This window comes from Chryseobacterium sediminis, from assembly GCF_008386505.1.
Taxonomy (GTDB): domain Bacteria; phylum Bacteroidota; class Bacteroidia; order Flavobacteriales; family Weeksellaceae; genus Chryseobacterium; species Chryseobacterium sediminis.
The window spans coordinates 33,993-59,168 of the sequence record NZ_VUNZ01000004.1 but is presented as its reverse complement, the minus strand read 5'-3'; the positions used below and the strand labels follow the sequence as shown (position 1 = coordinate 59,168).

At 36.0% G+C, this 25,176-nt stretch carries 31 protein-coding genes; 17 read left to right on the top strand and 14 right to left on the bottom strand.

Annotated features, from left to right (window positions below; translation table 11 throughout):
• Window positions 1-31: 31 nt before the first annotated feature.
• The 5 genes from FW780_RS18285 to ruvX all read right to left on the bottom strand — a co-directional run bounded on the left by FW780_RS18285 (window position 32) and on the right by ruvX (window position 3,656).
• Window positions 32-904 carry a hypothetical protein gene (locus FW780_RS18285; RefSeq protein WP_149835108.1) on the bottom strand — a complete coding sequence of 291 codons (873 nt, stop codon included), beginning with the start codon at window positions 902-904 and terminating at the stop codon, window positions 32-34.
• A 54-nt stretch (window positions 905-958) separates the two neighbouring features.
• Window positions 959-1,726, bottom strand: a complete 768-nt coding sequence (gene mazG / locus FW780_RS18280; protein ID WP_149835107.1) for a nucleoside triphosphate pyrophosphohydrolase — start codon at window positions 1,724-1,726, stop codon at window positions 959-961.
• A 314-nt stretch (window positions 1,727-2,040) separates the two neighbouring features.
• Window positions 2,041-2,595, bottom strand: a complete 555-nt coding sequence (locus tag FW780_RS18275; RefSeq protein WP_149835106.1) for a DUF5606 family protein — start codon at window positions 2,593-2,595, stop codon at window positions 2,041-2,043.
• A gap of 75 nt (window positions 2,596-2,670) precedes the next feature.
• A complete protein-coding gene (gene def, locus FW780_RS18270; RefSeq protein WP_149835105.1) occupies window positions 2,671-3,243 on the bottom strand; it encodes a peptide deformylase in 573 nt (190 codons plus the stop codon).
• Window positions 3,240-3,656: a Holliday junction resolvase RuvX gene (ruvX, locus tag FW780_RS18265; protein WP_149835104.1), complete on the bottom strand. Its 417-nt coding sequence runs from the start codon at window positions 3,654-3,656 to the stop codon at window positions 3,240-3,242. Before ruvX ends, def begins: the two co-directional genes overlap by 4 nt.
• Before the next feature lie 115 nt (window positions 3,657-3,771).
• Here ruvX and FW780_RS18260 point away from each other — a divergent pair, with 115 nt between their 5' ends.
• Both FW780_RS18260 and FW780_RS18255 read left to right on the top strand, forming a co-directional pair.
• Window positions 3,772-4,248, top strand: a complete 477-nt coding sequence (locus tag FW780_RS18260; RefSeq protein ID WP_149835103.1) for a SixA phosphatase family protein — start codon at window positions 3,772-3,774, stop codon at window positions 4,246-4,248.
• Window positions 4,229-5,122: an archaemetzincin gene (locus FW780_RS18255; protein WP_149835102.1), complete on the top strand. Its 894-nt coding sequence runs from the start codon at window positions 4,229-4,231 to the stop codon at window positions 5,120-5,122. The genes FW780_RS18260 and FW780_RS18255 overlap by 20 nt, the downstream gene beginning before the upstream one ends.
• Before the next feature lie 136 nt (window positions 5,123-5,258).
• Here FW780_RS18255 and FW780_RS18250 read toward each other — a convergent pair whose 3' ends face one another.
• Window positions 5,259-6,803 (bottom strand): serine hydrolase, encoded by a 1,545-nt coding sequence (locus FW780_RS18250; protein ID WP_149835101.1) that lies wholly within the window; start codon window positions 6,801-6,803, stop codon window positions 5,259-5,261.
• A 98-nt stretch (window positions 6,804-6,901) separates the two neighbouring features.
• Here FW780_RS18250 and FW780_RS18245 point away from each other — a divergent pair, with 98 nt between their 5' ends.
• The 6 genes from FW780_RS18245 (at window position 6,902) to FW780_RS18220 (ending at window position 10,368) form a co-directional block, all read left to right on the top strand.
• Window positions 6,902-7,366 (top strand): hypothetical protein, encoded by a 465-nt coding sequence (locus FW780_RS18245; RefSeq protein ID WP_149835100.1) that lies wholly within the window; start codon window positions 6,902-6,904, stop codon window positions 7,364-7,366.
• A gap of 83 nt (window positions 7,367-7,449) precedes the next feature.
• Window positions 7,450-7,899 carry a hypothetical protein gene (locus FW780_RS18240; RefSeq protein ID WP_149835099.1) on the top strand — a complete coding sequence of 150 codons (450 nt, stop codon included), beginning with the start codon at window positions 7,450-7,452 and terminating at the stop codon, window positions 7,897-7,899.
• Window positions 7,899-8,396: a metallophosphoesterase family protein gene (locus tag FW780_RS18235; RefSeq protein ID WP_149835098.1), complete on the top strand. Its 498-nt coding sequence runs from the start codon at window positions 7,899-7,901 to the stop codon at window positions 8,394-8,396. Before FW780_RS18240 ends, FW780_RS18235 begins: the two co-directional genes overlap by 1 nt.
• 87 nt (window positions 8,397-8,483) lie before the next feature.
• Entirely contained in the window at window positions 8,484-8,978 is a 495-nt protein-coding gene (locus tag FW780_RS18230; RefSeq protein WP_114820933.1) for a Smr/MutS family protein, read from the top strand.
• Between the two features lie 18 nt (window positions 8,979-8,996).
• Window positions 8,997-9,713: a DUF3822 family protein gene (locus FW780_RS18225; RefSeq protein ID WP_149835097.1), complete on the top strand. Its 717-nt coding sequence runs from the start codon at window positions 8,997-8,999 to the stop codon at window positions 9,711-9,713.
• Between the two features lie 82 nt (window positions 9,714-9,795).
• The gene (locus FW780_RS18220) at window positions 9,796-10,368 is read left to right on the top strand and encodes an RsmD family RNA methyltransferase (protein WP_149388531.1); all 573 of its coding nucleotides are present in this window, start codon (window positions 9,796-9,798) and stop codon (window positions 10,366-10,368) included.
• Here the strand turns inward: FW780_RS18220 and FW780_RS18215 are convergent.
• Window positions 10,365-10,712 carry a winged helix-turn-helix transcriptional regulator gene (locus FW780_RS18215; protein WP_149835096.1) on the bottom strand — a complete coding sequence of 116 codons (348 nt, stop codon included), beginning with the start codon at window positions 10,710-10,712 and terminating at the stop codon, window positions 10,365-10,367. The genes FW780_RS18220 and FW780_RS18215 overlap by 4 nt on opposite strands.
• Before the next feature lie 84 nt (window positions 10,713-10,796).
• On the opposite strand from FW780_RS18215, the gene FW780_RS18210 reads away from it, so the two are divergent.
• Complete coding sequence (locus FW780_RS18210) at window positions 10,797-11,396, top strand: nitroreductase family protein (protein WP_149835095.1); 600 nt, start codon at window positions 10,797-10,799, stop codon at window positions 11,394-11,396.
• Window positions 11,397-11,652: 256 nt separating this feature from the next.
• Here FW780_RS18210 and murI read toward each other — a convergent pair whose 3' ends face one another.
• The 5 genes from murI to FW780_RS18185 all read right to left on the bottom strand — a co-directional run bounded on the left by murI (window position 11,653) and on the right by FW780_RS18185 (window position 16,960).
• Window positions 11,653-12,483, bottom strand: coding sequence for a glutamate racemase (gene murI / locus FW780_RS18205; protein ID WP_079240419.1), 831 nt, complete (start codon window positions 12,481-12,483; stop codon window positions 11,653-11,655).
• A gap of 60 nt (window positions 12,484-12,543) precedes the next feature.
• Entirely contained in the window at window positions 12,544-13,668 is a 1,125-nt protein-coding gene (gene hemW / locus FW780_RS18200; protein ID WP_149835094.1) for a radical SAM family heme chaperone HemW, read from the bottom strand.
• A 51-nt stretch (window positions 13,669-13,719) separates the two neighbouring features.
• Window positions 13,720-14,670: a PorP/SprF family type IX secretion system membrane protein gene (locus tag FW780_RS18195; protein WP_047377725.1), complete on the bottom strand. Its 951-nt coding sequence runs from the start codon at window positions 14,668-14,670 to the stop codon at window positions 13,720-13,722.
• Window positions 14,671-14,721: 51 nt separating this feature from the next.
• Window positions 14,722-15,795 carry an RluA family pseudouridine synthase gene (locus tag FW780_RS18190; protein WP_174774475.1) on the bottom strand — a complete coding sequence of 358 codons (1,074 nt, stop codon included), beginning with the start codon at window positions 15,793-15,795 and terminating at the stop codon, window positions 14,722-14,724.
• A 73-nt stretch (window positions 15,796-15,868) separates the two neighbouring features.
• Window positions 15,869-16,960 (bottom strand): PASTA domain-containing protein, encoded by a 1,092-nt coding sequence (locus FW780_RS18185; protein WP_149835093.1) that lies wholly within the window; start codon window positions 16,958-16,960, stop codon window positions 15,869-15,871.
• 156 nt (window positions 16,961-17,116) lie between these two features.
• Between FW780_RS18185 and FW780_RS18180 the strand changes: the two genes are divergently transcribed.
• The 3 genes from FW780_RS18180 (at window position 17,117) to FW780_RS18170 (ending at window position 19,375) form a co-directional block, all read left to right on the top strand.
• On the top strand, window positions 17,117-18,100 hold the full coding sequence (locus tag FW780_RS18180; protein ID WP_149835092.1) for a D-alanine--D-alanine ligase: 984 nt from the start codon (window positions 17,117-17,119) through the stop codon (window positions 18,098-18,100).
• A 69-nt stretch (window positions 18,101-18,169) separates the two neighbouring features.
• Window positions 18,170-18,634 carry a pantetheine-phosphate adenylyltransferase gene (coaD, locus tag FW780_RS18175; RefSeq protein WP_047098871.1) on the top strand — a complete coding sequence of 155 codons (465 nt, stop codon included), beginning with the start codon at window positions 18,170-18,172 and terminating at the stop codon, window positions 18,632-18,634.
• A gap of 105 nt (window positions 18,635-18,739) precedes the next feature.
• A complete protein-coding gene (locus tag FW780_RS18170; RefSeq protein WP_149835091.1) occupies window positions 18,740-19,375 on the top strand; it encodes a trimeric intracellular cation channel family protein in 636 nt (211 codons plus the stop codon).
• Window positions 19,376-19,440: 65 nt separating this feature from the next.
• Here FW780_RS18170 and FW780_RS18165 read toward each other — a convergent pair whose 3' ends face one another.
• Both FW780_RS18165 and FW780_RS18160 read right to left on the bottom strand, forming a co-directional pair.
• On the bottom strand, window positions 19,441-20,010 hold the full coding sequence (locus FW780_RS18165; RefSeq protein ID WP_149835090.1) for a DUF2892 domain-containing protein: 570 nt from the start codon (window positions 20,008-20,010) through the stop codon (window positions 19,441-19,443).
• A gap of 148 nt (window positions 20,011-20,158) precedes the next feature.
• Window positions 20,159-20,656, bottom strand: a complete 498-nt coding sequence (locus FW780_RS18160) for a dihydrofolate reductase (RefSeq protein ID WP_142719875.1) — start codon at window positions 20,654-20,656, stop codon at window positions 20,159-20,161.
• A gap of 73 nt (window positions 20,657-20,729) precedes the next feature.
• On the opposite strand from FW780_RS18160, the gene FW780_RS18155 reads away from it, so the two are divergent.
• The 5 genes from FW780_RS18155 to FW780_RS18135 all read left to right on the top strand — a co-directional run bounded on the left by FW780_RS18155 (window position 20,730) and on the right by FW780_RS18135 (window position 25,176).
• Window positions 20,730-21,335, top strand: a complete 606-nt coding sequence (locus FW780_RS18155) for a LemA family protein (protein ID WP_047377718.1) — start codon at window positions 20,730-20,732, stop codon at window positions 21,333-21,335.
• A 3-nt stretch (window positions 21,336-21,338) separates the two neighbouring features.
• Window positions 21,339-21,767, top strand: a complete 429-nt coding sequence (locus FW780_RS18150; RefSeq protein ID WP_241676942.1) for a TPM domain-containing protein — start codon at window positions 21,339-21,341, stop codon at window positions 21,765-21,767.
• Window positions 21,748-22,563, top strand: coding sequence for a TPM domain-containing protein (locus FW780_RS18145; RefSeq protein WP_149835089.1), 816 nt, complete (start codon window positions 21,748-21,750; stop codon window positions 22,561-22,563). The genes FW780_RS18150 and FW780_RS18145 overlap by 20 nt, the downstream gene beginning before the upstream one ends.
• Before the next feature lie 198 nt (window positions 22,564-22,761).
• Entirely contained in the window at window positions 22,762-23,283 is a 522-nt protein-coding gene (locus FW780_RS18140) for an NAD(P)H-dependent oxidoreductase (protein WP_149835088.1), read from the top strand.
• Window positions 23,284-23,286: 3 nt separating this feature from the next.
• Entirely contained in the window at window positions 23,287-25,176 is a 1,890-nt protein-coding gene (locus tag FW780_RS18135; RefSeq protein WP_149835087.1) for a monovalent cation:proton antiporter-2 (CPA2) family protein, read from the top strand.

Sequence of the window (25,176 nt, the reverse complement as noted above, 5' to 3'; positions counted from 1 at the left end):
CTGTGGGGTTTTATTTCATATAGTAATAAGCTTACAATGAAAAAGTATACACATTCCCCCCTTCATCTTTCCCTTTTTCATCTGCAATCATTACTGTTTTATCATCAAGAAAAACAATAGCCTCCTTCTGGGAATTATGATTCAATGGAATTTTCTGAATTTTTGCGGAACTGAAATCATTGGCCGTAAAACCTGTAAGAACGTGTACATTTTTATGCGTCAGCAATACAATTTTATCCTTTGTACTGTTGATCGTAGCTGAAGTAATGGCTGCATCATTATAACCACCCTGAAGTTTTAGAGTTCCTATTAACTTTGCTTCAAAATCACCTTCTTTATTCGGTACCTGGAATACAAGGAAAGTTCCGTCAAAACCTTTACTCCTGTTTTTTGTGAATAAGTAAAAATTACCATCCATTTCTACAAAAGCTTCACAATCGTACAGCAGGTTTGATTTTTTTGGTGGAAACTCCGTCTGGCCCTGATAATGGAATTTTGTTGTCTGAACAACTTTTGTTGTTGTCTGTGTACTGTTGGTAAGATCAGTTTTTAAAATTGCAAGATCGGTACGGTTATTATCATTGTTACCAAAATCTCCAATATAAATATTCCCCTGAGCATCTGATATAATGTCTTCCCAGTCTGTATTTTCTGTATTTTCCACTGGTACTTTTGCCAACATTTCACCTTTATCATTGATGCCATATACTGCATTTTTATTCCCTCTGTCTTCTATCACCCAGATAGTCTTCTTATCTTTTGACAAAGCAATTCCAGAGACTTCCTTTAACTTTTTCGGTAAGGAAAACTGAACTTTTAATTCATCCTCATTAGTTGGAGAATTCTGAGCTTTTGGATTGCAGCTCAATAAAAGCAAGGCAGGTAATATAAGAAAGCGTAACATATTTTTTTATTTTTTTTAATTGAAGTAAGAAGCATTAATTGTTCCAATCAGGATCTATGAGAGTTTTTTGGCCCTTTCCCAAAGAACATCCATTTCTTCCAGAGACATGTCGGCAAGTTTTAAGTCCTGCTCTTCGGCAAGTCCTTCCATCTTTTGAAATCTTGAAATAAACTTCAGATTCGTTCTTTCCAAAGCTGAATCGGGATTAATTCCGGAGATTCTGGCATAATTGATCAAAGAGAAAAATACATCCCCAAGCTCCTGTTCTTTTTTATCCAAATCAGTTTCAGCATGAAACTCCTGAATCTCTTCATCTACTTTTTTCCAAGCATCTTCGGCATCATGGAATTCAAAACCAATTCCTTTTACCTTATCCTGGATTCTATAGGCTTTTACCAAACTCGGCAAGCTTTTCGGAACTCCTCCTAAAATGGATTTATTTCCTTCCTTAAGTTTTAATTTTTCCCAATTTTGTTTCACCTCTTCCTCATCTTTCACTTCAATATCACCATAGATATGAGGATGGCGGAAAATCAGCTTTTCATTAAGAGAATTGATTACATCTGCGATATCAAAACTTTCTTTTTCTGAACCAATTTTAGCATAAAAAACCAGGTGAAGCAAAACATCTCCCAGTTCTTTTTTTATTTCCTGCAAATCATTCTGTAAAATAGCATCTGAAAGCTCATAAGTTTCTTCAAGGGTAAGATGGCGAAGCGATTCTAAAGTCTGTTTCTGGTCCCACGGACATTTTTCACGCAAATCATCCATGATATCCAGTAATCTTCCGAAGGCCTCTAGTTTCTCCTGTTTTGTATTCATAAGTAATGGGAAATTCAATCTTATACAAATGTAAGGGATATTTTGGGTCTGTGGCAAAGGTTAGGGCTGAAAGTTGAGATGTGTTACGAGGTACGGGGTGCGAGATTCGTCTTCGTGTTTAATGTTTAATGTTTAATGTTTAATGTTTAATGTTTAATGTTTAATGTTTAATGTTTAAAGATAAAGACGAAATTTGAACTCCGCAGAAAACTTCCCTAATCCCTGCTACCTATCATCTGCCACCCACCTAAAACAAAAAGCCTTGTCAGAAATTTCCTGACAAGGCTTTGTATTTTTAATTCAAATTGAATGAATTATCCTTGTTTTCTGTGCGTACTTTTTGGAGCTGATTTTGCAGCTGAAGTAGCTTTTACTTTTGGAGCAGCAGGTTTTTCTGCTTTTGGAGCTTTTTTAGCTTCTTTTTCAATGTTCAGTTCTTCTGCAGGTTCTCCATCTAAAGTTTCAGATTCTGCTTTCACAAAACTGTCAGGAGTAATATATCCCGCCTTATGAAGAACATTGTACCACTGAGCCAATTTCTTGATGTCAGAAGAATATACTCTCTCTGTATCATAGTTAGGAAGAGATGCCAACATAAATTCTTTCAAATCTGCATCAGAAGATTTGTGAGAGATTGTTTCTTTGTAATCGTTGTTTTTAGCAATATTTTCAAAAACTTCAAACAAAGGAACTTCTTTTTCAAATGTAAACATGGCAATATTATCCAACAAACTTACCTGGCTTGAGTTTCCGATGCTTACTTTTTTCTTACTGGTAACATCTTCAATGATGAATCCGTTTCTTAATTGAGAAACTAATTTGTAAAGTCCTGGTTTTCCAGAAATTGAAATTATTTTTTCTAACAGCATAATTTTATTTTTTGTAAATTCTGCAATCAGCTTTAAGCTTTTTGCTTTATATTATTTCTTTTATCCTTGTTTAAATTATTTTGGAAATCTCATTTTGTAACCGATGTTTACGTCACCCTGAGAGATTTTTGTCAGTTTACCTTTTACCAGTTTCTTTTTCAAAGCACTCAGGTGATCAGTAAACAGTACCCCTTCAATGTGGTCATATTCATGCTGAATTACGCGGGCTCTAATATCGGAAAAAGTTTCTGTATGTTTCACAAAATTTTCGTCATAATATTCAATGACGATTGTGCCTTTTCTTTTTACATCTTCTCTTACATCCGGAATAGAAAGACAGCCTTCATTGAACTTCCATTCTTCACCTGATTCTTCAAGAATTCTGGCATTGATGAATACTTTTTTAAACTCTGCCAATTCATCTTTAATATCTTCATAATCCTCATCTTCGGCAAGAGGTGTCACATCTATTATAAATACACGGATATCCAAACCGATTTGAGGCGCTGCAAGACCTATGCCATTTGCGCTGTACATCGTTTCAAACATGTTATCTATCAGTTCCTGTAATTCGGGATAGTCTTTGTCTATATCTTTTCCCACTTTTCTCAAAACAGGATCCCCAAAAGCTCTTATCGGTAAAATCATCTTAATCTTTGTTCTAAAAAATTCTGCAATATGATGGTTGCACTTACTTTATCTATTAATCCTTTTTCCTGCCTCTTTTTTTTGTTTTTTCCACTCTGGGAAATAAAAAATGAGGCCATTTTGGAAGTAAATCTTTCATCAAAACGATGAACTGCAATATCCGAAAATTCTTTTTTAAATGCTTCAATGAATTTCAAAATATCGGTTTCCACTTCCGAAACGTTTCCTTTCAAATCTATGGGAAGCCCAATTACGACTTCATCTACCTTATTTTCATTGAAATATTTTTTTAAAAATTCCATTAAAAAACGGTTCTCTACAGTCTCCAGTCCACTGGCTATAATCTGCATATCATCTGTTGCAGCAATACCACAACGAGCCTTTCCGTAGTCTATTGCAAGGATTTGTCCCATAAGTCTGCAAATTTAGTAAAATTTACTGATTTTATTCATAACGCAGTTTTTTTATATAAATCATGTTTTATTCCATTATTTTTTTTATAATTTTAATCTTCCAAAAAACAATTATATGAAGAAACTCATCCTCGTAAGACATGCAAAAAGCGACTGGCCGGAGGAAACGGAGGACTTTGACAGACCTTTGGCAGACAAGGGTTTGACTGACGCTATGCACATGTCAAGATTCCTTAAAAGCAATAATATTTCCATCGATCACTTTGTGTCCAGCCCTGCGGTACGTGCGCTGAATACCTGTAAAATTTTTAATCAGGCTTATCAGCTTAACTGTGCTACAGATGAAAAATTATATAATCCTTCGGAAAGAAGCTTTGAATCTGTAATTTATGACCTGGATGACAACTTGAATTCAGTTGCTTTTTTCTCTCATAATAATGGAATTTCCAATTTTGCCAATTCCATTTCTGAAGATATTTTTCATTTCCCAACCTGTGGGGTTGCCGGTTTTGAAGTAGACTGTGAGTCGTGGTCAGAATTTGATGGTGCTAAAAAGAAACTTCTTTTCTTTTATGAACCAGGGAAAATATAACGTTACATCTCTCTTTTTTTATGCAGCTCTATTCATCCTTCTTTTTTCATGTCAGAAACAGAAGAAATCATATCTTGAATCGATTGCACTGAATGATATAAAACTTTCGGCTTCTCCCAAACCCGGAAGCTGGCGGTATAACCATGATGAGCATTTCCAGACATTTGAAGATTTTCAAAAATTAAAAAAAATAAAACCTGAACCTGGAAAAAGCACTATTTATCTTCAACCCATCGGAACCTTTGATGAACTTCAAAAAAAAGAAATAGCACTCACTAAAGAATATTTAAAAATTTATTTTCAGCTGGAAATAAAAATTCTTCCCGTTTTACCTAATACGATCTTTCCAGAAAAGATCAAAAGAATTTCAAAGGAAGGAAACGAACAAATTCTCGCAGGTTATGTCTTGGATAGCATTCTGATCAAAAGAAAACCTAAAGATGCTGTAGTACTGATGGGAATTACAGAGAAAGATCTTTTCCCCAAACCGGAGTGGAACTACGTTTTCGGACTTGCATCTTATGAACAAGGTGTAGGGGTAACCTCTATGTACAGATTTGCAAATGGTCATTTAACAGATTCCAATTTCAATGAAAGCCTTTTAAGGTTAATAAAGATCAGCTCCCACGAGATCGGACATATGTTCGGAATCAGTCATTGCCTCAATGCCAACTGTGTAATGAATGGAACTAATTCACTTACGGAAACAGATTACCACCTGGCAAGAGCATGTTCATTATGTCAGAGAAAATTAAATTCCAGTATACATTATGAGAATAAGAAAAGACTTATTGAATTAAAAGGGTTCTTTGAAAAACAACATTTGAATACTGAACTTTCCTTAGTACAACAAGATCTAAATCTTATAAAGTAAACCAACATTTCTTTTACCAACTACACGGAGGGGTGGCAAAAAATCTATTTTTTGACGGGGTGGTTAACTTCGGCTAAGCCATAAAAAAAGAACGGACATTGGTCCGTTCTTCATAGAGTATTTATGCTTTCGTCTTCTATTTCTTCTTCAAATCCAGATCATCAAAATCAAAACTGAAATCTGTCACATCAGAAATCGCCTTCAATTTTGCAGATTCTGCTTTTCCGTTTTCGTCATAACTGAAAATAATATAAGCATCTGCATCATAGCTTCTGTCGTCCCATTTGATAATGAAAGAATTATTGGAATAAGGGAGTAGTTCTCCTTTTAATCTTGGAGAGTTTTTACATGAAATTCTGTAAATATTTCCCTGTTGTGCAATTTCCACATCACCAAACCATACATCATTATAAGTTCCTGTAAACTGCTCTGCTTTTGGCTGAAGTGATTTTTCTTTTTTAAATGCTTCTGATTTTGCAAAGGCATCTTTCTTTTGTTTATTAAAATCTGCTTCCATTTTAGACATTCTGTCGCCATATGTTTTCAGCCAGTTTCTGTCTGCTATACCAAGATAAGAATCCTTTACCGTATTGGTAATCGTATTGAAAGCCGCTCCGGATTGTTGGTTCGTCAATACAACAATTCCCAGTTTCATATCAGGAATTAAAGTAAACTGAGTAACTGTTCCAATTAACCCACCAGTATGCTGTATCTGCTTATGCCCTTTAACATCGCTTAGAAACCAACCTAAACCATATCCATAGAAGCTTGTATCGTATGGATTTTTTGCGGCAACTCTATCAGGGATCTGAAGATTCCACAGTTGTTGAACATTTTTATCTGAAACTAATTTTTTCCCGTCTTTAGTGGTGAAATTATTTAGCAGACATTCTGCCCAGGTCGTCATATCTTTAATATTACTCATAATTCCCCCAGCAGCATTGCCAGTTTCATTCCAGTCGTGAGGAACAGCAATTGCTTTTCCGTCTACAGGAGCATGTGCATCAATTTTGTTGGCTGTTGCCTTTGCTCTGTTGTAGCTTCCAAAGCTTGAAGTCATCCCAACTGGTTTCATAATTCTCTGTTCAATAAACTCTGCCCAGCTTAATCCTGAAACTCTGTGAATTACTTCTCCGGCAACAATAAACATGATATTATTGTAATCTAATTTTGTTCTGAAAGGATTTTCCGGTTTCAGATATCTCACATTGTGGACAATATCATTCACCGTTAAGTTCCCCCCTTCCGGGAAAAACATAAGATCTCCCTGCCCAAGGCCTAGTCCGGCTCTGTGGGTGATAAGATCTTTTATCGTTACATTTTGAGAAACATACGGATCGTACATTTGAAACTCAGGAATATATTTTGAAACTTTATCATCCCAGTTCAGTTTTCCTTCATCTGCCAAGATTGCTAATGCTGTACACGTAAACCCCTTAGAATTGGAAGCAATCCCCACCAATGTGTTATCATCCATAGACTGTTTGGTGGTAAGAGAACGTACTCCAAAACCTTTGGAATAAATCATTTTTCCATCTTTTACAATCCCTACGGACATTCCCGGCACATCAAAAGTTTTAAGGGTATTTTGGATCAGCTCGTCCAGTTTTTTTTCTTCAACCTGTGCATTGGCTAATCCTACGGTCAAAAGAAAAATGAAAAAAGAAAGTTTCTGTTTCATTGTTTATTTTAATTTTCCCAAATTTACTAAATATTAAGTGATGCTCATTTTAGCACCATTAAAAGTTTACTTATTTTACTGATAAACCCGTTGTATTCATGAAAAAGACTATTTGTATCTGTATTTTCTCACTATTCGCAGTCATTGGTATCAAAGCCCAGGACAGAACTTCCAACCCTTTACTTTTACAAACCTGGAATTTGAGTAAAATGGATACTTATATTTATACGTATGAAAAACAGGACGGTTTTGAAGCTAGAAGAGAGGGTATCAGGTTTCAGAAAAATGGAAAGATCACAGGAAACCTGATTAAATCTACATTAAGATATGATGCTTTGGAAGAACCGGTTACTAAAAATGAAAAGCCGGACCGCTACATCGGGAGCTGGAAAAAAGCCTCAGATTCTACAGTGACTATGGTTTTTCCTTCCAATACGAATATGACAGGGACTTTTGTTATTTCAAAGCTTACGGAGAATCAACTGAAACTAAAAAAGGTTTTCAGTGCGGATATAGAAAAGAAACTGGATTCTATCCGAAGAACAAAAAATATTATGGACTGATACTCTTAAATTATCCTTTGAAAGTAATCAGATCTGATAAGTTTGTTAAAGCTTCTTATATTTGCAGTCTTAAAAAATCAAAAATGGCAGTAAACAGGTTATTGGCTTTCTTCTTACTGATGACAAGCTGTAATTTATATTTCTCTCAGGACGTCACCATCAAAGATAATAAAGTTTTACTGGATGGAAAGCAGATCCTGAAGGCTGAAAAAATCAATGCAGCTCAATACTCATTTTTTTCCATGAAGGATGATGAAGAGATTCTTCTTTACCGATATATGGATAATGAAACACCAAGCTATGTGAGTGATGATTATTTTATCCTGAATTTTCTGCCTGAAAAAACAAAAGTAGAATCAACAGATATAGCCAAAATTGCCAATTTTATGAATTCTAAAAAAGGAATGGAAAAACTGGTAAAATGGTTATTAAAAGAAAGAGTGATCAATCATGACGGAGAACTGAATCCTGATCGTGTAGCGGTATTCAAAGATAAATACAACGAAAATATTACAGAAAGAACCCTTAGATAATGACAAAGATTCTTCTCCTTTCCGATTCTCATTCTTATATTGATGACCGGATCCTGGAATATGCTTCTCAGGCCGACGAGATATGGCATTGTGGAGATTTTGGAAATATGGATGTCATTGAACAGCTGGAACAGATAAAACCTCTGAAGGGAGTTTACGGGAACATTGATGATGCTAAAATTCAGGCTGAGTTTCCGGAAGTTAATCGTTTCTTTTGTGAAAAGCTTGAAGTTTTGATGATTCATATCGGAGGTTATCCTGGAAAATATACTCCACTCACTAAAAAAGAAATAGCAGAAAAAGCTCCAAAATTATTTATCTCAGGACATTCTCATATTTTGAAAGCAATGTATGATGAAAAAAACAGCCTTCTGCACCTTAATCCGGGAGCCTGTGGAAAACAAGGCTGGCATAAAGTGAGAACAATGATGCGTTTTGTTGTAGATGGTGAAGAAATCAAAGATCTGGAAGTTATAGAACTGGGACCAAGAGTTTAATAAGTAAGAGGATTTGAGAGTTTGTCTTCATACATTTTACTTTCTACCTTTGTACAAATAATGGGTTCAGGCAAGTCCTAAAAAATTATGAAAATTGGCGATAAGGTTTCGGTAGTAGATGAAGATTTAAGCGGAGTAATCACCTCCGTGAAGGGAAATATTGTCGTTTTTAAAGATGAATATGGCTTTACTCACCAATATCCAAAAGAAAAACTGGTTCCTAAAGATGCCGATCTTTATGAAAATATCAGGGTGGTAAGAAAAGCGGAGCCTAAAAAAATAATTTCTAAGAAACACCAGAAAAATCATTTGGTTTTAGACCTGCATTTTCATAATTTGGTGAAGAATCCAAATGACTATGATAGTTTTGAAAGATTGTTTATTCAAAAGGAGAAGCTCATTGAAGTAATTGAGTTTTGCAGAAAAAATAATCTGAAAAGGCTGGAAATTGTTCACGGCATTGGTGACGGGACTTTACAGAGGATGGTTCGGGATGTATTGGAAAGCCAGGTCAATATTGATTTTTATAATAAGGAAATACTTCACCATCAATCGGGTGCGGTAATGGTAGAATTTCACTAAATTTGCAGCAATTGAAATATGAACGTACTTAATTTACTTTTTACCAAAGACGGATTGATCTGCCAGATTGTTAAAAACAAAAACATTCTGGAGGAAAAATCTTATTTCGTTACTGAAGAGACCCCGGCCAATCTTATTGAGCAAAAACTGGACGAAGTTCTTATTAAGCAGCGCTATGACGAAATTCATGTGATTTCAGCATTTAATCATTTTACCCTGATGCCTGAAGGTTTTTCTGAGCATGATACAGGATTTGATCTGATTGCCTTCAATGCACCTACCGATAGAGAAAAGGAAGAACTGATGCTTTCTATCAACAAAAAATTCAATATTCAGTTTTATTATACTTTCCCGAAAAATTATTATAAAAAAATAAAGGAACTGTCAATACCGGTTCATTTTAATTTCTCTGGAGAAAAGTTTCTAAGTTCAATTAATAATAAAACCAGTAAGGAAATTCACATCAATCTTTATCACAATCAATGTGAGTTTTTTGCCATTGACAATAAAAAAATTATCCTTTATAATAACCTTGATGTCAACTCAGAAGTAGATTTTCTTTACTTCATTATGTTTACATTGAGTAAGATAGGATTTGGAATTAACGAAACCAGCTTTTATGCTTACGGAGAAACTACGGAAAATGAGACATTCATTTCCGAGCTTCAGAAATTTGTTAAAAACCTGAAAATTGTTTTTGACAATATTCCAAACAAAAATTTTATACTTAACTAGGTTACAGGCCGCAGGTAATAGCGATTAAATTCCGGATAATTACCCGCCACCTATAATCTATTACCTAAACCCTAAGAAAAATATGTTCAGAATAATATCAGGCAAATGGAAAGCCAAGAAAATTGCCGCCCCGAAGAACTTTGATGTAAGGCCTACCACCGATTTTGCGAAAGAGGCTTTATTCAGTATTCTGGAAAACAAATACGATATGCAGTCGATCTCCGTGCTTGATCTTTTTGCAGGAATTGGCTCTATTACCTTTGAATTTGCTTCCAGAGGATGTCAGAATGTTACCTCAGTAGAAATGAACCCAAAACATACGGCATTTATCAATTCTACAGCTTCTGAGCTTGATATGGCACTTCAGATCAATGTGCAGAGAGGTGACGTATTTGACTGGCTTAAAAAATTCAGGAATAAAAAGTCATTTGAGATTGTTTTCTCTGATGCTCCTTTTGAAATGGAAGAAAAAAAGTATTATGAGCTTATTTCTCTGGTGTTAAATAATAAATACCTGAAAGAAAACGGAGTTCTTATCGTGGAGCATCAAAGCCGTATGAAGCTTGAACATCCCAACCTAATAGATACCCGAAAATACGGAAACGTGAGTTTCAGTTTTTTTGAACCCAATAAAGAAGATAATCAGGAACTTTAATTCCTGATTATTTTTTTTGATCTTTCCGGAGCTGTTTTTCCCCAATCTGTAATTGCTTCCAATACGGGAAGAAGGGTCTTTCCAAAGTCCGTTAAGGTATATTCCACCATTAACGGAGGTTTTTCTGTAAACACTTTCCTGTCAATAATATCATCTTCCTCCAGCTGTTTAAGCTGAAGGCTCAATGTTCTTTCTGTAATGGTAGGAATTATTTTTCTTAGTTCATTATATCTTTTGGCACCGTCTATCAGGTGAAATAAAATCACAGCCTTCCATTTTCCGCCTATAAACCTCATGGTAACACTGGTACAGCATGGGTACGCTTTATCATCTATTGTATACATTTTTATACTATCCTTTTTTACCGTTATTGCAAAGTTAATAAACTTAAATTAATTTTGTAACTATAAAAATGATAGTATAAAATTATGAACTTTTTAGACAAAATGAAAAACAGGTATACTGTAAAAAAGTATAACCCACAGGGAAAAATCAGTGAAGAACAAATTGCATTACTTCAGGAGATTTTAAATTTAAGTCCATCATCAATTAACAGTCAGCCATGGAATTTTATTTTTGTGAATGATCCGGAACTGAAAAAGCAATTGGGTGATAAATCTTATTTTAATAAAGAAAAAGTTTTGGATAGCAGCCATGTCATTGTTTTTCAGGTGATCAAAAACATAGAAAACTTTGAAAAGCAAATTGAAGAAAATCTTCCGGAAGGGTCTGTTAACTATTACCGAACGATGGTAAAACCTAAGGGAGAAGAAGCTATAAAATCATGGTTGGGGCATCAGGTCTATTTATCTTTAGGAGTACTTTTGTCTGCCTGTGCGGCAATGGGAATAGATTCTACGCCGATGGAGGGAATTGAACCTGAAGAATATGATGTTATTTTGAAGAATGAAAAATATGAGACATTATTTGCCGTAGCCATCGGAGAAAGAGATGAAGCAGATGCCAACCAGCCCCAATTTAATCCAAAGAAAAGACTGAATGCTGAAAAAGTGATTGTGGAAGCATGATTTTCATGATCTTTTTCACAAGAAATACGAATAAAATTGAATATTATTTCCCACGAATTTCACAGAGGACACAGATTTTTAGATACCCTTTAATTCTAAAAGCGTTATCATCTGTGGGATTTGTGGAATCCGTGGGAATTAAATGAAGCATAAAGCTTTATCGAAAATAAATCTTTGCGCCTTAAAAACATGATTTTGTAATGACAACATATAACAAATAAAAAAGTCTGCCTCATAGTGAAGCAGACTTTTTTATTTATAATACTTTTAATTCTAAATCTATTGTTTTCCCAAAGAACTTCTTAGAGATCTTTTCAAAATTCTTGGTTAGGTCTGAAAGATAGAAGTGATAATTCGGTTTGGGATTATTATCATTTAGAAGATTGTACTTATCCAGAATAATCTTCAGATGATTGGCTACAATATTCGGAGAGTCAATAACACGAACTCTGTTTCCGTAATACTGTTTGATTTCATCAATTAAAAGAGGATAATGGGTACAGCCTAGAATCAATGTTTCAATATTCTTTAATTTACTATTACTTAAATAATTATAGATAATAGCATGGGTAATCGGATGGTTTTTAAATCCCTCTTCAATAGCAGGAACCAGCAATGGTGTTGCCAATTCATCCACTTTAATCCATTTATTATGCTTTCGGATACTCTTTTTATAGAGTCCGGAATTTACGGTAGCTTTGGTCGCAATAACGCCTACATTATTGTGGATTTCGTAAGAGACCTTTTCAGCAACTGGGTTGATAACGTCTATGACAGGAACTTTTCCAGCAACAGACTGCATCACTTCATTCAAAGCATTAGCAGTTGCCGTATTGCAGGCAATCACAATCGCTTTACAGTTCTGCTCCAAGAGAAAATTGGTGATCTTTGTAGAATATTCAATGATAGCTTCCTTGGATTTTTCTCCGTATGGAAGGTGCTTTGTATCTCCAAAGTAAATCAGATCTTCATTAGGCAGAAGTCTTTTGATTTCTTTGGCAACGGTAAGGCCTCCCACCCCACTGTCGAAAATTCCGATAGGCTGGCTTGGTGAAAGATGTGAATAATCTTGTTTTTTAGTTTTCAAATGAACTGAAATTTTATACAAAAATAGTGAATTTATGGCATATCCGTATACATACAAATATTATACAATAAACAAATCTGAAGCAATTCCGTCTGCCATAAACCAATGTTTCTCAGGGATTTTTAAATGGTCGTTTTCAATGATTAAAATACCTTCTTCTATTTTCGTTTTGATTTCTGTCTGAAAATGTTCAAGTAATCTATCTGAAAATTTATTTTTTAAGCTCGTAAGATCCACGCCCCAGATGGTACGTAGGCCAATCATGATCATTTCATTGAACTGATCTTCCTTAGAAAGAATTTCTTCTTCTTTGGCCAACAGTTTATCATTAAGCTTTTTAATGTATTGCTGGTTATTAGCCACATTCCAGCTTCTGACATCAAATCCGTTATAAGAATGTGCCGAAGGTCCTATTCCCAGATATTCCTGGTATTTCCAATAGGAAGAATTATGACGGGAGTAGAATCCCTGTTTGGCAAAATTGGAAACTTCATAATGTTCAAAGCCCTTATCTTTTAAAAAGTCAGACAGGTAATAAAATTCTCTGTTTTGTTCTTCTTCTTTCGGACTTTTTACTTTTCCTTTTGATATCCAGTTTTCTAAAGCTGTTTTGGGTTCTACTGTCAGAGCATAGGACGAAATATGAGGAACTTCCAGTGCTATTGTTTTATTCAGGTTTTCCTTCCAGATTTCAAGATTGGAGGTGGGTGAGCCATAGATCAGATCGATACTCAGATTTTCAAAACCAAAATCCTGTGCCCTTTTAATGGAACCTTCTGCCTCTGAAGCAGTATGGGCTCTGTTCATTAACTTTAGATCCTCTTCAAAAAAACTTTGGGTACCAATAGACAATCTGTTTACCGGTGTTCCGGCTAATTGCTTTAAAAAACTTTTATCCAGATCATCCGGATTGGCTTCCAGCGTGATTTCAATATCTTTTTCAAAACTGAAATACCGCAATGCTTCATCAATTAAGGAATTGATTTCATCTACGGAAAGAATAGAAGGTGTTCCCCCACCAAAATACAGGGATTTCAGCGTTCTGTTCTGTAATTCATCTTTTCTGAGTAACAGTTCTGTCTTCATTGCACGAAGCATCTCATCCTTGAAATTCAGGGAAGTTGAAAAATGAAAGTTACAATAACTGCATTTTTGTTTACAGAACGGAATGTGAATATATATCATAAAAAAAGCTCTGAAATTTTTCAGAGCTCAAATTTATTTAAATTAAATTAATTAGTATCTAAATCCTCTAGCATTAATAAAGTTGTCAAAGTTATAACCCAGACCAATCATGAAGCTGTTTCCTCCATAGCTTTGGATATCAGATATTCCAAGGTTATAAGTTGCTCCGATCATGAATTTGTTGAATCTCACTTTTACAATTGGAGAGATACTCAGGTTCTGATTATCAAATCTGTTCTGAACCGTTCTGTAGCTTACCCCGAAAGAGAATGCGTTGATATCATTAGAGAATGTAGCCATAAGGTTCCAGTCTATCATTCTCGTTGAGTTTGTATTAAGGTTGATTAATGCTGAAGGTGCAATTGTAATATTATCAGCAATATTCCAGTTATATCCTAAGTTTAAGAAGAATTTAATTGGAGAAGGCTCGTAGTTGTTTACGATAGAAGCATCATTACTTAATGCGATATCATTTACGGAAACACCCCCGAATAATCCTCTATAGGTAGCAGCCAAACCGAAGTTTGCATACACCATGAAGATATTACTTTCTTCACCTCTCAATAACGGGTCACCTCCTTCTTCAGTATTAATTTTAGAATAATCAAAGTTCATGTTATAGAAGTTAACACTTGTACCAAAAGAGAATTGGTCTTTTCTGTCTCCTTCACTACTTAGAGGAATAAAATATGAAGCACCAGCCGTGATACCACCCGCAGAGATAGGTCCGTTACTGTCTCTAAATACGGAAATACCAGCACCTACTCTATCAAAGATATTCGCATTAATCCCGATTGACTGAACATTCGGAGAATTGTTGAACTTTGAAAATTGTTGTTGATAATTGGCGTTGAGCTGTACGTAATCTGTTTTTCCGTATTGAGCTGGGTTGAACAGGAACTCACCATCCAAAAGATATTGCTGATAGTATGGTAGTGATTCTTGTGCTTTGTATGCATTTGACAAAAGAGCTAAACATACGATAGCATATAGTTTTCTCATAACAAATCTTGATTTCAATTCAACAAATATAAAAAAATTCTCAATATATTTTTAGTTTTCCAAATAATTTCTCCATTTTTTTACAGCATCCGCCATATCTTTGGGCATTGGGCTCTCAAAATATAATTCCTTTTTAGTCGTTGGGTGTATAAATCCGAGGGTATGAGCATGAAGGGCATGTCTTGGTAAAATTTCAAAAACATTTTTAATAAATTGCTTGTATTTCGGAAGATTTACCCCTCTTAAAGGAGTATGTCCCTCATATCTTTCATCATTAAATAAAGTATGACCTATATGTCTGAAATGCGCCCTGATCTGATGGGTTCTTCCTGTCTCAAGTTTACATTCTACCCATGTCATATATTTGAATCTTTCCAGAACTTTATAATGGGTTACTGCATGTTTCCCCTGGCTGCCGTCTTCATAGACAGACATCTGCATTCTGTTTTTAGGATGTCTTCCGATATGACCTCTGATTGTTCCTTCATCATCCTGAGGATTTCCCCATACAAAAGCCCAGTACAGTCTTTTAGTAGTTCTGTTGAAGAATTGTTTTGCCAGAAAGCTTAATGCATACTCATTCTTGGCGATCACCAGCAGTCCGGAGGTATCTTTATCAATCCTGTGAACAAGTCCTACTCTGTCCAGATCAGACTTTGCTCCGTTCTTTTCAAAATGGAAAGCCAGCGCATTTACCAATGTACCGTCCCAGTTTCCAAATCCCGGGTGTACCACCATTCCCGCTTCCTTATCCACTACTACAAGGTCATCATCTTCATAAATGATATTTACAGGGATATCCTGCGGGATAATGACATTCTCTCTTGGAGGATGGGTAAGCAGTACCGAAATCTGATCTCCCGGTTTTACACGGTAATTCTGTTTTACAGGAGTTCCGTTCACTACAACGTTTCCGGCTCTGCAGGTCTGTGAAATTTTATTTCTTGAAGAGTTCTGTCTGTAGATCAAAAGGAACTTATCAATTCTTAATGGTTCCTGTTTACTGTCAACAGTGATATTAAGATGTTCATACAATCCTTTATTTTCCTCGTCAATATCGATGTTTTCAATACTGTTGGAATCTAATAATTCTTCATCTAAAAAATCTTCGTTATCTTCTGACATTGTTTTATATTTTTTACACAAAAGGCCTCAACATTTTGCAGTTGAAGCCTGTATTTTTGATATTAATCTGATCTTATTCTACGACTACCTTCTTAGCTTTCGGCTTTTGAGCAGGCTGTTGGGTCGTTGTTGAAGCAGCCGGTTTAGCTGTATGTCCTGTAGCAGGAGCAACAGTAGAGGTTTTAGGCTTCTCAGTTCCTGTAACTGCAGGTTTAGAAGTTGTAGTCTGAGTTTTTGGGGTTTCAGTTTTTGGCACTTCAGGTTTCTGAGTTTCTCTTCTAGGTACCGGTGCAGGTACTACGGGAGCATCATAACTTGGTTCATTATGTACTTCTTCATATCGTACCGGAGGAAGTGAAGTATCGACCTTCATACGGTAAATAGAATTCAGCTGCTCTATTTTCGCTCTTAATTCTGCCGGAGTTTTCTTACTGGCCCAAAGGTCAATCTGCATTCCCTGGTCACGAACATCTCCTGAAGCAGGATCCTGATAATAAATAATATCAGATTCGTCTTTGCTTCCATCTTCATGCTCTACCAATCCAACTTCAAACATGCTTTTGGTAATAACAGCTCTCGCTTCTTTTACCGTAAGCCCTACTACATTTGGAATGGAAATATTTCTCATAGGACCTGATCCTACCACTACGTCGATAACGGAGAATCTAGGTAAACGTGCGCCCGGATTTACCGCATTTCCTTTATATAAAATTCTTAAAAGGGCATCCTTCTGAATACTTGGTTCATAAATGGTATCTCCAATTTTAAGACCCACCTGATCCAGTCTCTGGAATGCCAGCCCTGAATATTTATTGATAACATCCGGAACGGCAATGGGAGCCCATGTTCTCGGGTTTACTGTAAGGTGTACAGTTCTTCCGTCCTTTACACGGGAACCCGGTGCAGGATAAACCTGAAGAACCTGAAATGGTCTGAATTTAGGATTATAGTTGGCACTGTCTACTTCATATTCCAATCCTGTATCATCTAAAATTTTAACAGCGTCATGTATAGATTTATTAACAATATTAGGAACAGGTATTTCCTGACCATGATTTGTATGGTGTTCCAACCAGCGAAATGTGAGCCATACCAACCCTGCAAAAACACCGATGGCTATTACTAAATTCAGTAAAACTTTCCAATTGAAAAGTGATTTAAGCATACTTAAAAATACTTTAATTATAACCGCAAATATAGCTAATAATTTTAGAATGGACTTTTTATTTAACACAATTCATTTTTGATCTTAAAATTTGCCGATTTCCCATATTGCATTGCATAAAATGTTTAAATTTGCCTTAATTGATACTATATGGTTATGAACAAAAAAAGTGTTGCCGTAGTAATGGGAGGCTATTCTGATGAATATGTCGTTTCTTTAAAAAGCGGACAATTGATTTATGATTCTTTAGACAGAAATCTCTATGATGTATATAAAGTAGTAGTCCTTAAAGATGAATGGTATTTTTTAGGAGAAAATGATAAAAAATATGAGATCAACAGAGGTGATTTTTCTGTAACTTTAGATAATGGTGAAACCTTAAAATTTGATGCCTGCTTCAATATCATTCATGGAACTCCGGGAGAAAACGGAATTCTTCAGGCATACTGGGATGCAATAGGTCAAAAATATACAGGATGTGATTTTTACCAGAGCGCTCTTACATTCAATAAAAAAGATACTCTTGCCGTATTATCAAAATATGGTATTCCTTCTGCGAAAAGCATTTATTTAAGAAAAGGCGAAGAAATTAATGTAGATGAGATCGTATCAGAATTAAATCTTCCGCTATTTGTAAAACCTAACCAGTCCGGATCTTCTCTGGGAATCTCTAAAGTAAAAGAAAAATCTGAACTGATTGCCGCTACTGAAATTGCCTTCAAAGAAGATAATGAAATCCTGATTGAAAGTTTCTTAGATGGAATGGAAGTTTCTGTAGGTGTTATAGATTTCAAAGGAGAAACCATCGTTTTAGGAATTACAGAAATTGTTCCTACCAATGAGTTTTTCGATTATGAAGCCAAATACGAAGGTGCTTCTGAAGAAATTACGCCGGCAAGAATTGATGAAGAAACCACAAAAAGAGTGGAAGAAATTGCTAAAAGAGCATACAACTCATTAGGAATGAGCGGTTTTTCAAGAAGTGAGTTCATTCTTATGAACGGAATTCCTTATATGCTGGAAATGAATACCAACCCGGGATTCTCTCCTGCAAGTATCCTTCCTCAGCAGGCAAGACACTATGGAATTTCCATTATGGATCTTTGTGGAAATGAAGTTGAAAAAGCTTTAAATAAATAAAATAGAAGTTAGAAGCTAATCAAAGTTGATAACAGATTATTCACTAACGAAAATCATAACTCGTACAACATGAAAATTGCTGTTTTCCCAGGGTCATTTGACCCGATTACACTAGGACATTACGACATTATAGAAAGAGCGGCACCGCTATTTGATAAATTAATCATCGCTATCGGACAGAATTCTCAGAAGAAATATATGTTCCCTCTTGAGAAAAGGATGGAGTTTATCCAAAATTCCGTAGCAGAATTTCCCAACGTGGAAGTTGACTCGTTTGAAGGCTTAACAGTAGACTACTGTTTTGAAAAAAATGCTCAATACATTATCAGAGGATTAAGAAACCCTGCCGATTTTGAATTTGAAAAAGCAATTGCCCATACCAACAGAACTTTAGCCCACAAAAAACTGGAAACTGTATTCTTACTGACTTCTTCAGGAAAGTCTTTCATCAGCAGCAGCATCGTAAGGGAAATTATCACCCACGGCGGCGAATATGAACTGATGGTTCCGGATTCAGTAAGGGTGGAAAGATAAACAAAACAATATTTGATAAGCGATAAATGATAATTGATACAATGGCCAAGAATTTGCTTAAGCAAAAAATCATTCATCAATTATCATTTACCATTTATAATAGATATGCACGAACAGTTCAATTTTGCCATAGAAGTCCTGGGGACCATTGCCTTTTCCATGTCGGGAAGTTTTGCAGCCATGCAGAAACGGCTTGATCCGTTCGGTGTATTGATTATTGCATTTGTAACTTCTGTGGGAGGCGGAACTGTAAGAGACCTGCTGCTTGATATTCCTGTCTTCTGGATGCATGATATTCTGATGTGTACCCTGATTCTGGTGACCAGTATTTTCTCCATGGTATTCAAATCTCTTGAAAAAAACTTTAAGGTAACTTTATTTATCTTCGACAGTTTCGGGCTTGGATTATTTACTATTATCGGAGTTCAGAAAGGCTTAAATGCTGGTATACATCCTATGATCTGTATTGCATTAGGAACTATAACGGGCTGTTTCGGTGGTATAATCCGGGATATATTGCTCAACAGAATTCCTTTGATTTTCAGAAAGGAAATTTATGCTACAGCATGTATCGTTGGAGGAGCTGCATTTCTACTGATGACCAAATATACTCCACTTTCCTATACTTTTATACAGGTTTTCACCATTCTCCTTATTGTTGCGATCCGAACTTTTGCTGTAAAATACCATTGGCAGATGCCAAAATTTTATGGTTATGATCACAATAATTCGGAAATGTAAAAGATATTTTCACGCATAAAAAAAGCACCTGAAACAAGTGCTTTTTTTATTTTTATTTTTTCTGACTAGAAGAATTTTCCTCTGTTTCTCATATTAGGGTTGTGCATATGCTTCTGCATAGTTGGCATTTTCAGCTGATCTTTCATCATTTTGATCTGATCCGTCATCATTCCGGCACTGTCTAATCTTTTGGCTTCTTCCAGTAGCTTCTGCCCTTCCTGCTTTCTTCCTTTAGAAATAGCTGCTGCTGCTAGATTTAAAGTAGCCATCGCTCTGTCATGTTTCATATTCAGACCATATTCCAAAGCTTTTTTCATGAAAGGTTCCACTTTTGCAGGGTGATCCTGAGCTTGTGTCAATCCTAATAAATAGTGAAAATATCCATATTGAGTCTTATGAAGCTGCCCTTTATAATCGGTTATTTTTGACAACCACTCGCCGGCTTTTTCCATATTCTGTTTTCTCAGTTGCCAGAATGCCAACAGAATATATTCATTTTTAAAGAATAGTAATATTGGGGATGAAGCTAAAAGAAAAACAACAATACCCCATCCAAGATTTCTTGTGAAAATCATCAGATAAAGTCCTGCCAGGATAAGAACTGCTGCTATTGCAATTTTTATGTATTTATTCATTATTAAATTTTAGAAGTGCAAAGATAATAAATTTAAGGCTTAAAGTTCAAAAAGTCAATTGTGAATGGTCAATTCACTGCGCTTGTTAATTTTTGTAAATGTGAAGATTCACAATTCACTGTGCGAAGCAAAACTTCACTATTGACATTTATGCTTCTTTTTTAATTTTTTCAAACGTTTGGAAACAGAAATCATAACCGTTCTTTTCATCTTTCTCGTGACAGATTTCGTTTGTTTTTTTCCAGATTTTCGGGTCTATTTTCGGAAAGAATGTATCAGCCTCAAGATCTGCTTTCACCAAAGTAACTTCAAGTTTATCTACAACCTCCATAGTCTGTTCATAGATATTACCTCCGCCTATAACGAAAACTTCTTCGTCAATCTTTTTAGCAAACTTCAATGCTTCCTTTATGCTTCCTACAATAAGGATTCCTTCCTCAAACCAATCTTTCTTTCTAGACACAACAATATTGGTACGGTTCGGAAGAGGTTTTCCAATACTTTCATATGTTTTTCTTCCCATGATAATAGGATGCCCTGAAGTAATATCTTTAAAATGTTTTAAATCTTTAGGAAGATGCCAAAGCAACTGATTATCAAAACCAATTTCATTTTTCTCTCCCATTGCCACCACTATTGTTGTCATTCAAATAATTTTTTACAAAATTAGCACATAATTTGTATATTTGGTTAGCACAAAAAATTTAAAAAAATAAACTATGAAAAATAAAGGATGTCTGGGCGCCGGAACAATTGGTATTGCCCTCCTTATCATTGTTGCTGTTCTATTCTTCTGGGGAAAAAGCGGATATAATAATTTCGTAACCAAAGAACAGACGGTTAACACAAAATGGTCAAACGTAGAAACTGTTTATCAGAAAAGAGCGAACCTTATTCCTAACCTGGAAAGAACTGTAAAATCGTATTCAAAATTTGAGCAGGAAACTTTAACGCAGGTTGTAGAAGCACGTTCTAAAGCTACTTCTATCAACATTGACCCTACAAACATGACTGAAGCTGATATTGCTAAATTTCAGGCAGCGCAGGGTGAATTATCCGGAGCATTAAGCCGATTGATGGCTGTAGTGGAGTCTTATCCTAACTTAAAAGCAGACCAGCAGTATATCAACTTCCAAAGAGAATATACCGCTATCGAAAACAGTATCAGAACAGAAACTGTTTATTATAACGAAGCTGCACAGGATTACAACACTTCTATCAAGACTTTCCCAAATAATATTTTGGCGAATTTCACCAACTTTAAAGAAAAACCTTATTTCAAAGCTGATGCAGGCGCTCAAAAAGCCCCTGAAGTATTTAAATAAATAATGGGTAATTTCCTAACAAATCAACAGATCGCTTCCCTCGTGGAAGCGATTCAGTCTGCGGAAGATCATTCTACGGGAGAGATCAGGGTACATATTGATTCCAATACGGATAACCGTGATGCCAAGACAGCTTTTGAAGTTTTCAAAAAACTCGATATGGACAAAACAGCTGAAAGAAATGCAGTGCTTTTCCATGTCAATTTTGAACAGAAATATCTGACCATCATTGGAGATATCGGAATCCATGAAAAGGTAAAACAATCTTACTGGGATCATCTCCACGACTATATCACTGCAGAATTTGCCAAGGGACATTACTACCAGGCTCTGAAAAGTGCCATCCTGGAAACAGGACTTGAACTCAAAAAACATTTTCCTGTAGAAGGAGAAAATCCAAACCAACTCCCAAATGAAATTACGTTCTCTTAAAATAGTATTTTCATTTTTATTGCTTTGCTTTTACACTTTTGTATCAGCACAATATACTATTCCTGAAAAACCGGCCGTTCTTTATCCTGTTTTTGATGAAGCCAATCTGCTTTCTCAACAGGAAAAAGATGCCCTGAATAATAAGCTGATCAAGTTTGCAGATACTACCTCAACGGAGATTGAAGTAGTGATTATCCGCTCTACCAAAGGAGAGGATGTCAACTTTCTGGCAACCATGTTCGGACAGAAATGGAAAATCGGAAAAAAAGGAGTAGATAACGGTGTAGTTTTCCTTATCGCAACAGAAGACAGAACAATGTCTATTCAGCAGGGACGTGCCGTAGAACAATACCTTACCGCTTCGGTAGCAGGACAAATCCTGGATTATATCGTAACCCCCAACTTCAAGAAAGGGCTTTGGTATGATGGAATCAACGGTGGAACCTCAGCGATTATGGAGGCTGTTCAGGGGAAATTCAAACCCGTGGCAACCACAGCTCCTTCCGGCAATGGAAGTGCTTTTAAAGTGCTTATTATTGCTTTTGTTATTTTCATTATCATTGCTATCCTTTTTGGTAACAGAGGAGGCGGACGCGGTGGAAATAATGACGACGATGATGATGTGATCATTACCAGAAAAGGACGCAGAAATTATCCTGGTGGTTTCTTCCCATTCCCGGGCAGCTTCGGTGGAGGCGGCTTTGGTGGAGGAAGTTCCGGCGGAGGTGGCGGCGGATTCGGAGGCTTTGGCGGTGGCGGAAGCTTTGGAGGCGGAGGCGCATCTGGCGGATGGTAAATAAGTCAATCATTTTTAGAATATATAAACAGATCAGGTCATCACGACCTGATTTTTTATTTAAAAATCTAAAATAACATGAATTCTTTAGCTTTTCTTAATGTTAAATTGATTTTTACATATTAAAAAATTAATAAAACCTCATAAAAACCGTCTTTTATTCATTATTTTTTTCTTATATTTACTGAAAACAGGATTATGAAGAAGACGCTGGTAGTATTTGCACACCCTTATCTGGAACACTCCAATTCAAATGTAGAGCTCATCAATTTCTACGTTCGCCACCAGCATTATACCTTAAGAGATCTTTACGAAGAATATCCTGATTTTCATATTGCAGCCTTCAGAGAAAGAAAACGTCTTAAAAACTATGAACGCTTTATCTTCCAGTTTCCTTTAATATGGTTTGGAATGCCTCCACTTCTCAGATTATGGATTGATGAAGTTTTCGACAGGGACTGGCTTAAAGAAGGTGAATATAATCCACTGGAAGGAAAAGAAGTCTATATTCTGATAACAACTGGCGGGAAAGAAAGATCTTTCAGCAAAACCGGTACTTATCAATATACAGTAGAAGAGCTGATCAGCGGGCTCATTGTTTCTTTAAAGGTTTTCAAAGCAGATATCAAACACATCAAGATCGTATACGAAGCCAATAAGCTGTCTAAAAAAGAAATTATCCTGCATAAAAAAGAATTTACAGAACTCCTCAATCAATAATTTATGGAATCCAGCTTAGCGATGAACACATTAATTTTCCTGGGTGTAGCCATTATTATGGTTCCATTGGCCAGGAAATTAGGGTTGAGTTCTGTAATCGGTTATATTTTAGGAGGAATCATTATAGGTCCATATGTACTCAGATTGACAGGGAAAAATGTGGATGACATCATGCATGCCAGTGAGTTTGGAGTCATCATGCTGTTATTTCTTGTAGGGTTGGAACTGGAGCCCCGGAAATTCTGGGAAATGCGAAAGAAAATAATGGGTTTGGGGCTTTCTCAGATGGCGCTTACCATTTTGCTGCTTTTTTTAGTATTTATAAGTGTAGGCTGGAGAGTAGACAAAGCAATTGCTGTTGCCATGTGCTTTGCATTATCTTCTACGGCAATTGTTCTGCAGACATTACAGGAAAAGAATAATCTCAAAACCACAGCCGGGGAAGCCTCGTTCTCTACCTTATTGTTTCAGGATATTTCTGTGATTCCTATTTTGGCCATACTTCCTATTGTAGCCAACTATAAAGCCAAGCATCATGATAATGACATTCAGATTCTCATCCAAAAGCTACCGGAGTGGCTGCAGGCCAGTACTGTAATTTTCGGAGTGGTCCTACTTATTTTATTGGGCAGATATGTATTTGTTCCTTTTCTACGCTATGTTTCAAAATCAGGAATGACGGAACTGCTGACAGCCTCTTCCCTATTCCTGGTTATCGGAGTTTCCGAATTGATGGTTGTAATTGGCCTTTCTCCCGCATTGGGTGCTTTCCTTGCTGGGGTAATGCTTGCCAACAGTGAGTTCCGTCATGAACTGGAGGCACAGATCAATCCTTTCAAAGGGCTTTTATTGGCTGTTTTTTTCGTTAGTGTAGGATCAACCATTAATTTTAATATAATCCAGAAAGACCCTCTATTTATTTTCAGTACCGTATTTGCTGTACTGACTGTAAAATTTGTCGTTTTATATACTATCGGAAAGTTTTTCAGGATAGATACTCCTCAAAGCCTTTTTTATGCATTTGCGCTTTCCCAGGTGGGAGAATTTGCATTTGTACTGCTCAATTATGCATCGGATCTTTATCTGTTAGGTCCTGAAATGAACGCACAGATGATGGCTGTGACAGCAATTACGATGTGCATCACTCCTATTCTTCTTATCGTGAACGATAAATTTATCACTCCGAAATTCATTAAAGAAGTTCCTGAGGAAGAGCATGATTTTAATATTCTTGGAAGTGATGTAATCCAAAAGAAAATTATCATTGTAGGTTTTGGACATTTCGGAAGTACAGTAGGACGTCTTCTAAAAGCCAACAAAATATCCGCCACCGTTTTGGATAGAGATTCTGACCGGGTAAAACTACTCAGAAGCTATGGTTTTAAAGTATATTATGGAGATGCGACCCGAATTCCTATTTTAAGGGCTGCCGGAATAGAAGATGCTGAGATTTTGGTTTTATGTCTGGATGATCCGGATGATAATAAATTTATTGCAGAACTTGTGCGTGAACATTATCCTGAGGTGAAAATTTTTGTAAGAGCAAAAAACAGAATTGATGCTTATGAATATCTTAACAGCGGCGTCAATCATATTTACCGTGAGACATTAGGAACAGCTGTAGATATGGCTGTGGATGTCCTTCATGAAACGGGAATGAGAAAGTATGCAGCAAGACGTATGGGACAAAGATTTATGGCTATTGATAAAGCCTCCATCAGGAAGCTGGCAAAAATGAAGGAAAATGATGATGATATTACGCTGTTTACCACAAAAGAAATCCTCCAGCGAGAGGAGGAATTATTAGCGTATGACAATCTTAATTTTGATAATAAAAATTGGGAAGGTTCCTCATCCGCCGATGAAGAAGATGAGGATGAATCCCAGGATTAG